General features: G+C 55.6%; 16 protein-coding genes. 10 read left to right on the forward strand and 6 right to left on the reverse strand.

All coding sequences use genetic code 11. The features are described 5' to 3' along the window. Positions 1–3 precede the first annotated feature (3 nt). The 3 genes from VHE34_RS00145 to VHE34_RS00155 all read left to right on the forward strand — a co-directional run bounded on the left by VHE34_RS00145 (position 4) and on the right by VHE34_RS00155 (position 3,398). Positions 4–834 (forward strand): helix-turn-helix domain-containing protein, encoded by an 831-nt coding sequence (locus VHE34_RS00145; protein WP_325583301.1) that lies wholly within the window; start codon positions 4–6, stop codon positions 832–834. A gap of 69 nt (positions 835–903) precedes the next feature. Then, the gene (locus tag VHE34_RS00150) at positions 904–1,353 is read left to right on the forward strand and encodes an SRPBCC domain-containing protein (RefSeq protein ID WP_325583303.1); all 450 of its coding nucleotides are present in this window, start codon (positions 904–906) and stop codon (positions 1,351–1,353) included. Positions 1,354–1,457: 104 nt separating this feature from the next. Continuing rightward, on the forward strand, positions 1,458–3,398 hold the full coding sequence (locus VHE34_RS00155; RefSeq protein ID WP_325583305.1) for a gliding motility-associated C-terminal domain-containing protein: 1,941 nt from the start codon (positions 1,458–1,460) through the stop codon (positions 3,396–3,398). 9 nt (positions 3,399–3,407) lie between these two features. Here VHE34_RS00155 and VHE34_RS00160 read toward each other — a convergent pair whose 3' ends face one another. Next, positions 3,408–4,112 (reverse strand): rhomboid family intramembrane serine protease, encoded by a 705-nt coding sequence (locus VHE34_RS00160; RefSeq protein WP_325583307.1) that lies wholly within the window; start codon positions 4,110–4,112, stop codon positions 3,408–3,410. A gap of 54 nt (positions 4,113–4,166) precedes the next feature. Between VHE34_RS00160 and VHE34_RS00165 the strand changes: the two genes are divergently transcribed. After that, positions 4,167–5,180 (forward strand): sterol desaturase family protein, encoded by a 1,014-nt coding sequence (locus tag VHE34_RS00165; protein WP_325583309.1) that lies wholly within the window; start codon positions 4,167–4,169, stop codon positions 5,178–5,180. On the opposite strand, the gene VHE34_RS00170 is transcribed toward VHE34_RS00165, so the two are convergent. The 3 genes from VHE34_RS00170 to VHE34_RS00180 form a co-directional block, all read right to left on the reverse strand. Further along, positions 5,071–5,760: an alpha/beta family hydrolase gene (locus VHE34_RS00170; RefSeq protein WP_325583313.1), complete on the reverse strand. Its 690-nt coding sequence runs from the start codon at positions 5,758–5,760 to the stop codon at positions 5,071–5,073. The genes VHE34_RS00165 and VHE34_RS00170 overlap by 110 nt on opposite strands. A gap of 23 nt (positions 5,761–5,783) precedes the next feature. Then, the gene (locus VHE34_RS00175; protein WP_325583315.1) at positions 5,784–6,554 is read right to left on the reverse strand and encodes a hypothetical protein; all 771 of its coding nucleotides are present in this window, start codon (positions 6,552–6,554) and stop codon (positions 5,784–5,786) included. A 136-nt stretch (positions 6,555–6,690) separates the two neighbouring features. Next, positions 6,691–6,870 (reverse strand): hypothetical protein, encoded by a 180-nt coding sequence (locus VHE34_RS00180; RefSeq protein WP_325583317.1) that lies wholly within the window; start codon positions 6,868–6,870, stop codon positions 6,691–6,693. A gap of 213 nt (positions 6,871–7,083) precedes the next feature. Between VHE34_RS00180 and VHE34_RS00185 the strand changes: the two genes are divergently transcribed. From VHE34_RS00185 to VHE34_RS00210, 6 genes are all read left to right on the forward strand, one after another. After that, entirely contained in the window at positions 7,084–7,842 is a 759-nt protein-coding gene (locus tag VHE34_RS00185; protein ID WP_325583319.1) for a hypothetical protein, read from the forward strand. Between the two features lie 159 nt (positions 7,843–8,001). Beyond that, complete coding sequence (locus VHE34_RS00190; RefSeq protein ID WP_325583321.1) at positions 8,002–8,475, forward strand: DUF6597 domain-containing transcriptional factor; 474 nt, start codon at positions 8,002–8,004, stop codon at positions 8,473–8,475. A gap of 17 nt (positions 8,476–8,492) precedes the next feature. Continuing rightward, a complete protein-coding gene (locus tag VHE34_RS00195; protein WP_325583323.1) occupies positions 8,493–8,810 on the forward strand; it encodes a helix-turn-helix domain-containing protein in 318 nt (105 codons plus the stop codon). A gap of 57 nt (positions 8,811–8,867) precedes the next feature. Beyond that, positions 8,868–9,638 carry an isocitrate lyase/phosphoenolpyruvate mutase family protein gene (locus VHE34_RS00200; protein ID WP_325583325.1) on the forward strand — a complete coding sequence of 257 codons (771 nt, stop codon included), beginning with the start codon at positions 8,868–8,870 and terminating at the stop codon, positions 9,636–9,638. Positions 9,639–9,663: 25 nt separating this feature from the next. Next, positions 9,664–10,044 carry a YybH family protein gene (locus VHE34_RS00205; protein WP_325583327.1) on the forward strand — a complete coding sequence of 127 codons (381 nt, stop codon included), beginning with the start codon at positions 9,664–9,666 and terminating at the stop codon, positions 10,042–10,044. A gap of 133 nt (positions 10,045–10,177) precedes the next feature. Beyond that, entirely contained in the window at positions 10,178–12,481 is a 2,304-nt protein-coding gene (locus VHE34_RS00210; RefSeq protein WP_325583329.1) for a TonB-dependent receptor domain-containing protein, read from the forward strand. Positions 12,482–12,534: 53 nt separating this feature from the next. Here VHE34_RS00210 and VHE34_RS00215 read toward each other — a convergent pair whose 3' ends face one another. Beyond that, on the reverse strand, positions 12,535–15,132 hold the full coding sequence (locus VHE34_RS00215) for a DUF2891 family protein (RefSeq protein WP_325583331.1): 2,598 nt from the start codon (positions 15,130–15,132) through the stop codon (positions 12,535–12,537). Beyond that, positions 15,113–15,562, reverse strand: a complete 450-nt coding sequence (locus tag VHE34_RS00220) for a hypothetical protein (protein WP_325583334.1) — start codon at positions 15,560–15,562, stop codon at positions 15,113–15,115. Before VHE34_RS00220 ends, VHE34_RS00215 begins: the two co-directional genes overlap by 20 nt. Positions 15,563–15,587 lie beyond the last annotated feature (25 nt).

The following is a 15,587-nucleotide window of genomic DNA, read 5'->3' on the forward strand; positions in this document are numbered from 1 at the left end:
GCCATGACCAACTTCCGCTTCAATTCGATCACCCCGCATCCGCTGCTCTGCGCATATGTTGCAAAGCTTTGGGTGTTCGAAAGCACCGGCCGCTTGCCAGCCGGTGAACGAAAGCTGATCGTTCCCAACGCCAATCTGAAGTTGACGCTGACCTACCGCAACGGCATCGCGGCCCGCGTAGGAAACAACCCTTTTCTGCAACGGGAGAACGAGCTGACCCTCACCGGCCTCATCGATACGCCGGTCACCCTCGACCCCCAGGAAGATGCGGATACCGGCACGATCATCGTCGAATTCAACCCACTCGGAGCCTACCGGTTGTTTAAAATATCGCTTGACGAGGTCAGGAACCAGATAGTGGATATGACAGCCCTGTTCGGCAACACCGTCAAAAAGATCCAGTCGCAACTGACCGACGCAGCCACCCCGGAACTGAAATTGCAGCTCCTCCAGAATTTCCTGCTCAAACAGCTGGAGGGTGCCACGCCGGACCCCATATTCGACTATTGTGTCGATCGCATCTCCAGCTCCAAAGGTCTGATCCCCGTGGCGACGCTGGAAAAAGCCACCGGCTACACTTCCCGGTGGTTGCAAAAAAAATTTGCCGAAAACCTGGGTACCAGTCCCAAGAACCTCGCGGAGATCGTTCGTTTCAAACAATTCTACCAGGCCTATTCCAGCGGGGCCCCGGCAAATCAGCTAAAACAGCTGGTCTTTGAGTACTATTACGACCAATCCCACTTCCTAAGGGCATTCCGACGGTTTACCGGGACTACCCCGACCGAGCTGCAAAACAGTGTGAACGAGCTCAGTATCCGGAATTTTGCGGGCTGACGGCCGAATTCGCATTCCTACAATACTTCCCGCCGCCCACACACTAGCTTTGTTGAAAAATCAAACAAAATGGGAAACAAAGACTTTACCAGCAGCATTTCCGCCAACATCAGCGCAGAAGAAGCGACCAAAAGGATCAGCAATGTACCGGGATGGTGGGGCGTCACGGTTACCGGCAGTTCCGAAAAGAAGAACGATACGTTTACGGTAAAGATGACCGGGGATTCGTTCTTCAATTTTACCGTGGAAGAATTGATCCCGGGTAAACGAGTGGTATGGTTGGTTACCGACTGTTACATGCCCTGGTATTCGGATAAAACGGAATGGACCAATACCCGGCTGATCTTCGATCTCGCCGAGAAGAATGGCGCCACAGAGTTGAATTTTAAACACCAGGGTCTAACGCCGGACATCGAATGCTACAAGGATTGCGAATCGGGCTGGACCCATTGGATCAGCACAAGCCTGCTCTCTTATCTGACCACCGGCAAAGGGAGCTTCCGGCCACCTACCAAATAAGTCTTTCTGCCACCGGCAAACCCCGCCATCCGCAGCCGGCAACCGCCCCGTCTTTTCTATCGTTTAGGAATTGTGTATTTTTATAGACACACCAATCTTCTGCTATGACGCGGCCGGGAATGCATTTATGGTTTTGGGTCCTGACGACCCTCCCGGCGCTGCCCTCTTTCGAACAGATACAATCCTGCCCGATCAATATCAACTTCTCCAGCGGCACGCTTACCCACTGGCAGGCCTACACCGGTAACAATAAGGATGGCAATGGCCCCGATGCCATCAAACTGGTGTACGATTCCAATGCATCCACGCCTTTCGGAACCATCGGCGCCTCCACCCTTCCCGAATACAACCTGCCAGGGGTAAGCGGCGTCCGCGTGATCACCGCCCAGGCTGCCGATCCCTTTGGCGGATTTCCCATGATCCCGACCATCAATGGCTATGCCTATCACTATGCCATTTTGCTGGGTTCCACCTCCGTCTCCCGCCGCCAGCCAAATGGACCCAATGACCAGCCGGGCGCCGGAACACCGTCCGGCATCGGCCCGCTGGGCGGTTACATCCGCGGGATCACCTACCAGGTGAATGTTCCCCCAGGGCCCTCCACCCTTCCCTACACCATGACCTATGCCTATGCCATGGTGCTGGAGAACGGCGCCCATGCCTCGCTCGACCAACCAATGGCCCGGGCCATCGTGAGCACTCCCGCCGGCGTGATCACCTGCGCCTCACCCGAATACTTTCTTCCCACCAATGGCGGCGGCCTCGACTCGGCGACAGCCCGGGCCAATGGATTCGCCCCAAGTTCCCTGCCTACCCCCAATCCTTCGCCCGATCCCCAGGGCAACGGACAACACCTGCAGGACGTCTGGACAAAAGGTTGGACGGAAGTGACGTTCGATCTAACCCCTTATCGCGGGCAACAGGTATCGCTAACCTTCGAAGCGGACAATTGCGTACCGGGCGGCCATTTTGCCTATGCCTACTTCGCCCTCAGGGATGTCTGTGCAGGATTGCAAATGAGCGGCGATACCCTTGCTTGCGCCAACAACGTCGGGAAGTATTCAATTCCGTCGCTGGACAGCGCATCCTACGCCTGGTCGGTTCCCAACGGCTGGATCATCAGCCCCGGCAGCAGCGGAAACGCCATCGACGTCACCGTCGGGCCGCAACCCGGATGGATCGTCGCCCAGGCGCACAATAGCTGCACGACCCTGATCGATAGCCTGTTCGTGCATCTTTATAAGGGCGCCATGCCTCAGGCCCAGATCACCCCCCGGGATACCACCGTCTGCTATGGTGCATCCGCTCCCTTGCAGGCGCTGATAACCACCGGCACCGAATACAAATGGACAAATCTTGGATCGTTCCGGGGCGGAAGAGAAGGCGCCGTCGCCACCCTGCCCTTTTCCACCGGCGCCGTGGTCACACCGCAGCAAACGACCGATTACATCCTCAATATCCGCAACGAGGATTGCCCCATCGCCCTTTCGGATACGTTTACGGTGGTCGTCGTCCCGCCCATCCAGGTAAATGTTGGCAACGATACCCTGGTGGTCGTCGATGAGCCCTTGCAGTTCAAGGCGACCAGCACCGATCCCTATAAGGACGTCTACCAGTGGTCGCCACCCGTATATCTCAGCGATCCCGGGATTCCCAATCCCATCGGCCTGTACGGGTCCGAGATGTACAGCATCACCTACCAGGTCACCGCGACCGACAGCTTCGGCTGCTATGGTACGACGAACGTAAAAGTCACTATCGCCCACACGCTGCCGGATATTTTCGTACCCAATGCCTTCACGCCGGGTACGAACAGCAACAGCCTGTTCCGGCCCGTATGCATCGGCATCTCCTCGCTCGACTACTTCCGCGTTTACAACCGATGGGGCCAGCTGGTCTTCAGCACGTCTCAGATAGGACAGGGATGGGATGGCAGGATACAGGGAAGACTACAGGAAAGCAATGCCTACCTGTGGCTCCTGCGAGGAACCGACTACACCGGAAGGATCATTTCCAAAAAAGGCACCATGATATTGGTAAGATGAATGCCGGCATCAATACCCTCTCCTCGCCCGATAATTTCCCGCAAACATCCGCGTCAGCAACAATCCAAAAACAAAGCCGCCGATATGTGCCGCATAAGCGATACCGTCCGGCTGTTCGCCACCCAGCATCCCCAATCCATCGACCAACTGGAAAACAAACCATATCCCTACGGCCACGAAGGCAGGAACGGGAACGATAAAAAGAAAGATCCACAGAAAGACCCTTTTACCGGGAAACAACCGCACATAGGCCGCCAGCACCGCGGAGATAGCGCCCGAGGCGCCGAGACTTGGGATAAAGGGGTTATCACCGAGGATGGCGACCGTGAATACATGGCTCAGCCCCGCCAGCATCCCGCATAATAAATAAAAAAAGAGGTATTTGAGATGCCCCATCGCATCTTCTACATTATCCCCAAAGATGAAAAGGAATAACATATTGCCGGCAATATGGCCGATCCCCCCATGCAGGAACATCGAAGTGAACAAGGTCAGAAAGACCGGGATCGGCGTAACCTGTAGTCCCGAACGCGTGACGATATCCTGCCCCGTGAGGATCTCGCCCGGTATGGCGGCGTAGGAATAGGTGAACCGCAGGTCATGCCCCCAATGTTGATAATAAATGAATACAAAGATGTTGAGCCCTATGAGAAGATAGTTGACGATCGGGGTGGTTCTCCTGTCCCTGTTATCGTCGCCAATCGGTAAGACCATTTTTCGATAAAGTTAACAGGAAAATCCTATTTTTACCTGACTCTGACTTGCCATATGAATCTCCTCAACGAATTATACCAGGAACTCATCTCCTTTCTCGGCATCGGATCCCTGCTGGACATGGCACATACCGGCAATTACAAAGCCCTCCTTACCCTGGACGGCATCCTGGCCGCGATCTCCCCCGTGATCCCATTCATCTTGCTGCTCGAGATCCTCCGCGCAATACTGTATAAGAAGTTCCGGATCGAAGATTATAAAATTCCCTTTCTGATCTTTATCGGCAACCGCTTCCTTTCGAGATTCATCTCCATTGCCGCTATCGCCTTTTGCATTGGATTGCTCGAAAAGCATGCGGTCTTCAAGACCGGCTTCACCTGGTATTGGCTGATCTATGGCTATATCGTTTGGGAGTTTGCCCATTTTATCTATCATTTCCTGGCGCACAAGATCAGGCTGTTCTGGTGCCTGCACTCCACGCACCACGCGCCGCAAAGCATGAACCTCTCGGTCAGCTACGCGCATTTCTTCCTCGAAGGGCCCTACGCCGACGTCATCCGGACCTCCATTTGCATCCTGGCCGGCGTCAGCCCTCCCCTGCTGTTCTTCATCATGTTCATCGACGGGACCTGGGGAGCCTTTATCCACATCGGCGAGAATATCCTGCCTGATGCGCGGCTTGGATTCCTCAACCGGATCATCCTGACCCCTTCCCATCACCGGGTGCATCACGCCCGCAACCCGTTGTATATGGATACCAATTTTTGCAATCTACTCAACATTTGGGATCGCGTTTTCGGCACCTTCCAGTACGAAAAGAAGGAGGTGCCCATCGAATATGGGATAACCCGCAAAATGAATCCCAACAATTTCTGGGATGTGTACTTTGGCGAGATCTATTACCTTGCCAAAGACGTGGCAAAGGCCCCGGGGCTAAAAAACAAGATCCTGTACATTTTCATGCCCCCGGGATGGAGCCACACGGGAAACCATCAGACCGCCAGGATGGTAAAAAAGCAATCGTCTCCTTCACCAGCAATGACACCACATCTTTCTTCCCGGCCTTAAAGGCATGATCGGCCCCCTCGATCTTTACAAGGGTCGCGTTCGGAAGCGAGGCGCAAACCGGCTCGATCAGGTGCCAATGGGCCAGTTGATCCCGGGTCCCTTGCAGAAACAGCATGGGTATTTTTACTTCTTTCAAATGTTCGGCCCGATCGATAGATGGTTTTCCCGCGGGATGCAAGGGAAAGCCATAGAAGATGATCCCCTTCACGGCCGGATCGGGATGCGCAGCGAGGTACTGTGAGGTCATCCGCCCGCCAAAGGATTTGCCCGCTGCATAAAGTGGCAGGGAAGGATGCGTGGCATGCGCATGCTGAAGGGCCGCGGCGATCGTCTCATGTGCTACTGCAGGAGTGTCGGGCCTTCCCTTCTTATCCTCTTTGAAAGGGAAGTTGAATCGCAGGCTGGCCACCCCGGCAGCCGCGAGCCTGTTCGCCAGATCGACCATAAAGGAATGATCCATCCCCGCGCCCGCGCCATGGGCAAGCGTAAAAAGGAATCGACTCTTCTCAGGCACGAAATATTCCGCCGATACGGCGCCGATCGCAGGCGATACTTTTAGTTTGAAGGATTGGGTTTTCATGCGTCGCCAAAGATAGCATTTGCTCAATGATGGATCGGGGTGTCTTCCAGATTAAAATAGGGGCTGTACGCGGCAAGCCGCTTCAGCAGGTCTTTCCCATCCGCTCTGATCTTTGCCGTCGCCTCCTCATTCAGCGCCATGATGACATACCCGAACGGTCCTTTTCGCGCCCCCAGCACCGTATTCCCCGGGTTCACCAGCGCGGGGCCTTTCGGAAAGTCGTTACCAATGCCCAGATCGGATTCCGACACGTACGGCGCATAGAACATGCAATGCGGCATGCTCATGGTCATGACATGGTTATCCCCAGGATTACCGGTATAGACTCGCATGACCGGCGCCACCATATAGGACACACCCGTCCGGGCCGGGGCCCGGTAAATTCCTTTACGAATGCGGGCAATAATGGTATCCCTGACCTGCGTCGCCGTGAATTTGCCGGATGCTCGCATCGCAGCGGCGTCCCGATAGGTCGGGAAGATCGTCCGGGCCCCCTCGGCATCATAAGAAATAGGCGCAAAGACATCCTTTCGGAATTCGCCCCATTCCCAATCCGTCCTGTCGATGAAACAGATAAACCCGTTCGTGCCCTTATGCGATACGTAGTAGCCCTTCGCCGGGTCCAGCAGGTAGACCGTCGCACCGCCGCGCAGATGCGGCGGTAAAGCCCGAAGGGCAAGCTCCGTTTCGAGGTCCGGCGGCATCTTGTCCAGTTCCCACCCCGCCGGTCGCTGGGCATTGCCTGAAAGAGAAATAAGCCAGCTGGCGCCTAACCAGATAAACAGTTTAGTCATGGTAAAAATATTTTTAATCAAATTACACCGCGCGAACCTCCGGTAAAAGGGGCGAATGCGACAGACAAAGGGGTATTTAGGACAAACAACGATGCCCACCGTTGGGTGGGCATCGCTTCGTGGGTCGGAAAAGTAATTACGACGGACGATCGACCGGTGTCGAAGACAGGTTCCCGTTCTCATCAACATAGGCCAGCATCTCAGTCCAGTCATGATGGCCTTTGGTCTGTTTACGTCCCTGTTTCTTTTCCATCTTCTGTTGTTTCTTCTGCCGTTTGTTCCTTTCCCGTTCTCGTTTGTTCCAGGTTTCTGCCATTAAATCTCCCTTTTTTACCTGTTAGTGCAAAAAGCCTTCCCGATTCTGGCTGCCCACTCTATCTGGCTGATTGCCAATGTTTTTACAAAGCTTATCAAAAGTGGATGGACAGAATGTCCGACGCCGCTGCTTTTAAATGTCATCCAGACATCTATCCGGTCAATGCGGCAGGAGCGGGGAATACACTGGTATAATATTTGAACTCTTATTCTTATGGCAACTCAAGCTAGCGGAAAGCGACCATTTCCCGCCGTGGTTATTGTGCTTCTGCTCTTTGTGGCCTGCATCTTCCCCGGCCAGGGATGGGTTGCGCCAGGCGTCTCCCGGATCGCGGGTCAGGCGACCCTTACACCCAGCCTCACCGTCCTTGATATTCCCGTCCGCCTGTCATTTACCATCGACCTGATCCTGGTCCCCTGTCTTTTTATGATCAGCTACTTCGTAGTGATCTTCATCGCATCCATCGTCCGCGGTGTTCCCGTCGGGCACGAACTGGTCCACCGGCTGAGCGCCGTCTTCACCGGGACTTTCCTATTGCTCCTCTGCCTGACCACCGGCGGCCTGCTCGCTTATGCAGCCCAGCTCGGCCTCCCTCCCCGTATCCTCAAAAGCCTGGCCTCGCTGGGTATCAATGCCGATCTGAATACGGGTTTTGGCCCGGTCCATCTGCGCGGGGACGCCATCTCCCTGCTGGCCCTGCTCGTCGGTTTGGTTTTCTTTTTTAACAGGATAAGAAAGTCGCCCGAAACAAAACGCCCGGTCCAGTTAACCCGCGAACAACGCATGACTCCCTATCAGCGCATGCTGCAGGAACGGCAGGAGCAGGCAAGACCCAGGCCTCAACGGCCCCAGCCCATACCGGTGGAACGCCAACGTTCCCAGCCCAAACAGCGCCCCGCACCACGGGCGCTCTGCAACAATCAACCCCTCCATTCCCTCCGGCCGGAAGCCGTCAACTACCGCCCGATGTAGCACTGTATCGGCCGAACCGGTCCCAAAAAGTTGCCCATTTTCCCTTAAATTCAACGATCCGCGGCCGGCTATCCCTAACAATGGTTCCTTTTTTTACAATTCCACCCCAGTCGCCCCTTCTATCTTTGCTCATCACGGCAAAAACCGTACTTTCAACCCATGGAGTTCTCCCACTTCCCTCCATCCGAGATTCTAAAGCCCTACATCCGGCATTATTATCTCTTCCAGTCCGCGCGGGCCACCGCCTTCGAAGACACCGTCTTCCCAAGCGGAGACATGGAGATCATCTTCAATCTTGGGGAAGGCTCCTGGTCGACCCGGGAGAACACCAACCCCGACATCGAACTCTGGGGTCAGATCACAAAACCGCTGGCCATCCGCTCCGCTGGGTCCCACACCATGCTCGGCGTGAAATTTTTCCCCCACTCGGCAGCCTATTTTCTCGACGACGCCATCGGCCAGTTCAACGACCACGTCTCCGACCTCGGCGCGATCCTCGGCAACCCGGTCACGCAACTACACAACCAGCTGCTGGCAACACCCTGTACGGCCAACGCATCGCCCTGCTGGAATCCTTCCTGCTCAGCCGCCTCGCCCGTAGTGAAAAGCGATCCTTCCGCATCGACAAAGTAGGGCATATCCTAAAGACCATGGCGCTCCCCTCCGGCGATGCCGCCGAAACGCGGATCAACGCCATCGCCACCCGCCACGGCATCACCTCCCGCTATCTCAACAAGCTCATCTATCAGCATACCGGCCTCACCCCAATATCCTTCAACAAGATCCGCCGCTTCCAGTTCAGCCTCCGGCTCATCGCCCGCAAAGATCAGCCGCTCACCTCCATCGCCTACGAAAGCGGCTATTTCGATCAATCCCACTTCATAAAGGAATTCAAATCCTTCACCGGGCTCACCCCCTCCGCCTATCTGAAGAACATCTCCCCCGTCAACCAGTTGCTCCGGCAATAGTTCCTTTTTATACAATTTTCGGTCACTCGCCGACGGTAGCTTTGTCAAAAAAAGACAATGAGCTACTACGAAACTTTCACCCGCCTCCACCATGGCCCCGCTCCTCTCCTGCTGGCCAACTGCTGGGATGTTCAAAGCGCAAAAATCCTGGAAGCTGCCGGCTTTCCCGCCATCGGCTTCTCCAGTCACGCCCTTTCCACCGCTCTCGGTTATGAAGACGGGGAGAACCTCCCCTTCGATCTCCTGGTTCGGATGACGCAACGGGCCACCGGGAACGTTCGCGTCCCCTTCACGGTCGATATGGAAGGCGGCTTCAGCCGGAGCATCGACGGTATTTTAAAAAACGTCGACCAGGTCCATGACGTCGGCGCCGCCGGCATCAACCTGGAAGACACCATCGCCGGCGCAAGCCGCACCTTCCTAACGGCAAAGGAATTTGCAAAGACGATCGAAGCAGTCGCCAATCATCTCAGTCAAACCAACAGAAAACTATTCCTCAATATCCGCACGGACGCCTTCCTGCTGGATATCCCCACCGCGCTGCCCGAAACGCTGAGCCGCATCGGCATCTATGCTTCGGCCGGCGCCGACGGCATCTTCGTTCCCTGCATAACGGATCCAACCGATATCCGGCAGGTGGTCAATGCGACAACCCTACCGGTCAACGTCATGGCCATCCCCGGTCTGCCCGATGTCCCGACCTTACAGGAACTGGGCGTCCGGCGGATCAGCATGGGCCCCTTCCTGTTCAGCAAGGTCTATGAGCAGGCCGCCGCAGTGGCCAAAGAAGTCTACACGAAAAAAGACCTTTCTCCCATCCTCGCGTAAATAAAAAACACAAAAAACAAAAACCATGAATTTACCAAAGCGGGCCGAAGACGCCCACGCAACGCTTGCAGCCGCCTTCAACACCGGCGATGTCGCCACTGTCCTAAGCATGTACGATGAAACCGGGATTATCGTGCCTCAACCGGGAAAAACCGCTACCGGAAGGATACAATTCGAAGAATCGATCCGCGCGATATTGTCCATCAAAGGCAAAATGGAGATCAAGACGGTCTACTGTCTGCAAACCGGCAATATCGCCCTCGGCCGCTCCGAATGGAGCATCACCGACGGCGATGAAGTAAACATCAGCGCCAAGGGCATCGAAGTGATGAAACAGCAACCCGACGGAACCTGGAAGATCGTGATCGACCAGGCCTTCGGGGCCGAAGCCAACCTCAAAGCCTGATCCCAAACCCATCAAAGCCCCCGAAAAATCGGGGGCTTCTTCATGCAACATTCCACGAAACGTTTCGTCCTTGATTTATCCCATCTATCCTCTTTTTGCTTTTCAATATGGGATATTCTAAAAAAATTGCGGCATGAAGTCCCTGACCATCCTGCTAACTGTCCTATTATTCGTCACGACCGCCTTCGGCCAGGGTTCCGTCAAAGGTAGTGTCCAGGGCTCCGTCAAAGGAAATGTCCATACCCCAGCCAAAAGCAGTGTCAAAGACACGACCGCCAAACCCCTCGACACCGTTAAACGAGTCACACTCGGCCAGGTCACAGTGGTAGGCCGGCGGCCACCGATAGAAAATAAGATCGATAAGACGGTCGTCAACGTCGATGCATCGCCCACCAATGGTGGACTCACCGCCCTCGAGGTGCTGGAAAAATCCCCCGGCGTGATGGTCGACAACGACGGCAACATCAGTCTGAAAGGCAAACAGGGCGTGAAGGTCTTCATAGACGGTAAGCCCACCTACCTGAGTCCCACCGACCTCGCCAACTATCTCAAGAACATGTCCGCGAGCCAGCTCGACCAGATCGAGATCATGAGCCAGCCGCCGGCCAAATACGACGCCGCCGGTAACTCGGGCGTGATCAACCTCGTCACCAAAAAGAACAGGAACAACGGATTCAACGGTTCCATCACGCTCAGCGCCATTATCGCCCGGTATTTCAAAACCCCGAACAGCATCAATTTCAACTGGCGCCAGGGCAAGTTCAACGTCTTCGGAAATTATGGCTACGCGTGGTGGGAAGGCTTCGGCGACAACAGCGGCAACAGCAGCCTGCGACAAAACGCAAATACCCCCTTCGACCGCTATTCGGTACAGCATTCGTATGGCCGATATGATGACCGGGGTCAGAACTTCCGCGCCGGCGTCGACTACTTCGCCGACAAGAAGACCACCTTCGGCATCGCCGTCAACGGAACGATCGACAAGCAATGGTATACCTCCCTGACGACGACCGATTTCTTCGACAGCCTGCACAACTTCGTCCAGTACAATTCGGCGCAGTCGCTCAACAAGACGCCCCAGACGCATCTCGGCTTCAACGGCAACTACACCCGTAAGCTGGACGGAAAAGGCAGCGAGTGGACCGCCGACGCGGACTATATCTTCTTCGATACAAAGGGCACGATCACCAGCAACAACTATTTGTACAATGCCGATAACATCCCCTCCGACGCTCCCTACCTGCTCGATGGCCTGCTTCCCTCGCGAATAGATATCTACAGCTTCAAATCCGACTACAAAAAAGTCCTCAGCGACAGGACCACCCTGGAGGCGGGTATCAAGACCAGCGATGTACGCACGGACAACAACGCCATATATTCCCTCTACGACAATACTGCAAAGGCCTGGGTGGCGGACACCGCGATCAGCAATCATTTTATCTACAAAGAAAATATCAACGCGGCCTATGTCAACTGGCAGCAGAAGATCGACAAACTCTCCCTGCAACTGGGTATCCGGGCCGAACAGACCAATACCCAGGGCGACCAGACCGTAAAGAGCGTCAGCTTTAAAAAACACTACATCCAGCTTTTCCCCACCGCATATCTTACCTATAAGACGAATGAGGACAACACTTTTGGCGTCTCCTTCGGCCGAAGGATCGAAAGGCCCTCCTACCAAAGCCTGAATCCCTACCGGTTTCAACTCGACCGTTACACTTACGAACAAGGCAATCCGAATCTCCAGCCGCAGTTCAGCAACAATGTCGAGCTCAGCTACAATTACAAGGGAGCGCTGAATATCTCGGCCAATTATACCATGACTACGGATATCATCAGCGACGCGGTGATCTCCTTCAAGGCCCCGGGCGACTCCAATTACACTACTTACAACACCAGCCAGAATATCGCCTCCCAGCAGAACATCGGGTTGTCCGTCAGCTATAGCAAACAGTTGCTGAAAGGCTGGAACCTAAACGTCTTCTTCAACGCTTATAACAACCGCTACAAAGGCGTCGTCGACAGCACGAATATCGATGTGAGCTATACTTCCTGCAACGCCAGCTTCAACTCGCAGTATGCGTTCGGGAAAGGTTGGGCAGCGGAGCTCAGCGGGTTCTATAATGCGAAGAATTATGTCAGCGGTGTGCTCCTTGCCGATGGACGGGGAATGTTCTCCGTCGGGGGATCCAAACAGGTGCTCAAGGGCAAGGGTTCCGTCAAGCTCAATTTCCGCGACCCTTTATACCTGATGAGCTTTTCCAGTCACACCCACCTCAACAAGGGTTACACCAACTCGCACGGAATCTGGGACAACCGCAGGATCGTCATGACCTTCGTCTATCGCTTCGGCAAAACGGCAGGCGGCCAACCGCAACGACGCAATGGCGGCGCCAATGACGAACAGAGCCGCGTCGGCGGCAACGGGCAGCAGTAAGCGGCAAGCGAACCCCCAAAACAAACAGGCAACACCAGCATCCGCTCCGACAATTATTGCTCCGTCATGGTATAGACTGCGAACGATGCCAGCCAGTGTTCGCCCATATAGTCGCCGCTGGCGACATGCGGCAGGGCCTCGGTAAGATGTTGGTTGGCCAACGCATATAAATGGGCCCGGTTGGCCGGTAAATGCCGGGCGATACCATACAGGTCCCAGGCCCGGCTCAGATTGAGGCCGTCGAGATGCACCAGCTTCCCGTCGCTCCGGTCGGTAACCCGGCCCGGCTCCAGGTTGAAATGTGGATCGGCCAGCACAGGAAGGAACCGCCGCACCCATCGCTGGTACGCCGTATCCGGCATCAGCCGCCACATCAGGTCAGCCTCCTCCAGGCCCGGGCTCAGGAAATCGTTGCCGCCCGGCTCCCAGGAAAGCGGATAGTTCATATCCTTCGAATACATCCGCATAGCGGTCTCGCGGATCACCCGGATCAAGGCTGCATCGTGCACAAATGACGCGTAGTCCCAGGCGAGCCGCAGCGCAAAGGCCAGATTGGTATGCTCGCCGACCCGCACCGGGTAGTTCATCTTCGGCAGATAGCTGACGAACATTCCCGACAGCTGATGGGCAAGCGGCGCCACATTGGCCGCGAGCTCCCGCCCCAGCGGGTCGTCCCATCGCAGCAGCTCGTTCTCCAATTGCAGGAGCCAGGCCCAGCCATAGGTCCGCTCAAAGCTAAGGTTGTCCTTCATGGCGAAGATCTTCATCTCCCCGGCGATATGTTCCGCCGAGAGATTCTCGGTCAGCCGTTGCCGTATCTCGGCCGCCCGCGGCATGCCCGGAAATAACTTCAGCAGCCGGACCAGCATCCAATGGCCGTGAACGCTGGAATGCCAGTCAAAGCAGCCATAAAAAGCCGGATGATATTCCCTCGGCTTTACCGCCAGCGTACTGTCTGGAAAGGCCACTCCCGTCTTATAAGGGAACTCCCGCTGCATGCACCGCAGCGGCAGATCGGCAAAATGAGCTGCGCCCTCCATGGTCAGCCGGTACTTGCCGTCCTTTAGCTCGTATTGTTGCGACGCCTGCGCACCTGCACCCGGTAAAAGTAGTTTGTAAAGCAGATCCAACGCATCCGCATCCGGCAACGACCGGCTCGCCGACACCTTGTCAAGCACCATGATCCGTTTATCGGTCATCGTATATCGATCCCAGGCCGGCAGCCCCGTCCCGTTCGGATCGCCCGTAGCCGCAAAATTCGCCCAGTAGGCGGACATCTCCGCAGCCAGGGCCCGGTCCACCTGTTCCCAGGGCCGGTTGACAAAGGATAAATTATCGTAGGCATACGGCACCTCCGCCGTATGGAATGCGCCATATTTCACGTATTCGCCGGTCGCCGGCGGCTTTCGGGCAAATCTATAAACATACACCCGCGACCCCTGCCCCGATTGGATATTCGCCCATTCATAGTTCTGCACACCAAAGATCATGTCCCGGGAAAGATCCAGCTGCGAGGCAGTGGCCTCGGCCTCGGTGGCCGCCGGATAGTATTTCAAAAAAGCGTCCGCATCCGCACCGTATTGCCGATGAGCATCCTTCCGGAACTCCTCCGCATTCTTCATCGGTCCGAATACAAGCCCCTCGTCCTGGTTCCAGCCCGTCAGCAGGTCCACCCGGTTCTCCTTCCCGGACTTGAAAATATGGTCAATGGCATCCGGAAGCACATAGCCGTCGATAATTGGTCCCCTGAGCTCAGACGAACTTTTTAAAAGTTGGTCCGCTGAAAGGGCGCGGAGATCGCTCAGCGAGGCAGCCTTCAACGACGCCATCACTTTCATTCCCTCCCCCTCGGCATTCGCCAATGACGCATTCCCCCCGGTGAAGCTGGCGCCGCTTTCCCCGATCGCCCGTTTGAACAATCCCCTGGCAAGCGGAGAAGCGACAAGCGCGTTGACACTCATCGAACCCGCCGACTGACCGGCAATAGTCACATTGCCGGCATCGCCGCCAAAGGCCGCGATATTCTTCTGTACCCATTTCAGGGCGGCGACCTGGTCCATCAGTCCATAGTTCCCCGAAGCCCGGCGCCCCGACTCCTTCGTCAGCCCGGGATGCGCAAAGAAGCCGAATATCCCAACCCGGTAGTTGATGCTCACAAATACGATACCTTTCTTCGCCATGGCCTCTCCGTCATAGATAGGCACGGCACTGCCACCGCTGACAAACCCGCCCCCGTAGATCCATACCAGCACCGGGCGCTTCTCCGCCGGACCCTCAGCGCCCGTCCATACATTCAGATAAAGACAATCCTCGCTGATCGGCTCTTTCGGGATCAGGAACTCCTCCGACCACATACTAAAGGGCGCAGGGGAAGCCTGCATCGGGCTCGGCCCGAAGGCCACGCAAGATTTGACACCCGTCCAGGACCGGACAGGCTGCGGCGCCTTCCACCGCAGGCCGCCTACCGGCGGCGCGGCAAACGGGATGCCTTTAAAAACATGGATGTTCCCGGTGGAATTCACCGAGCCGGAGATCAGCCCGCCTTCTACCCGGACAATATCTAAACCTCCACCTGCCTGCTGCTGCGGGAACCGGAACGCGCAAAGAAGGATCAGGCCCGCAACAAGGATTTTATTTCCCCTCCCGTACATACCGTTCGATTATTTCCCGATCGATATTCTCGTTCTCCACCTTCTCCATCCCCCGCTGCGTAAGGGTATCGTTGCTGATGGTGACCGTAAAGGTAAACGGCTTCCCCTCCCAGTTGTGATCGCTGTAATAGTCGAGATGCTCCGTATATTGATTGCCATTGAGCGTGTAGCTGCCCCCGCCTGCGTCGAAATGATTGGAAGAGTCCTTCGCCGGGTTGAGGTCGTGCTTTAAAAAGGCGAAGTGGGTGTCGTTGATGATCTTGATGAACCTGGTATCCTTCGTGTAGTCAGTCACCGTGGATACGCCTTTGGTGATCGTTGTCCCCGAAACCAGCCGCCAGGTGCCATTCATCCGAAGGCCCTCGGGCTGGGGTTTGCAGGAGTCGAAAAGAGCGATAGCAAGCAACAGCAGCAGTAGGTTGTATTTCATGTAATGAATATAGGCTATCTTTAGC

This window comes from Puia sp., assembly GCF_035546395.1.
Lineage (GTDB): Bacteria > Bacteroidota > Bacteroidia > Chitinophagales > Chitinophagaceae > Puia.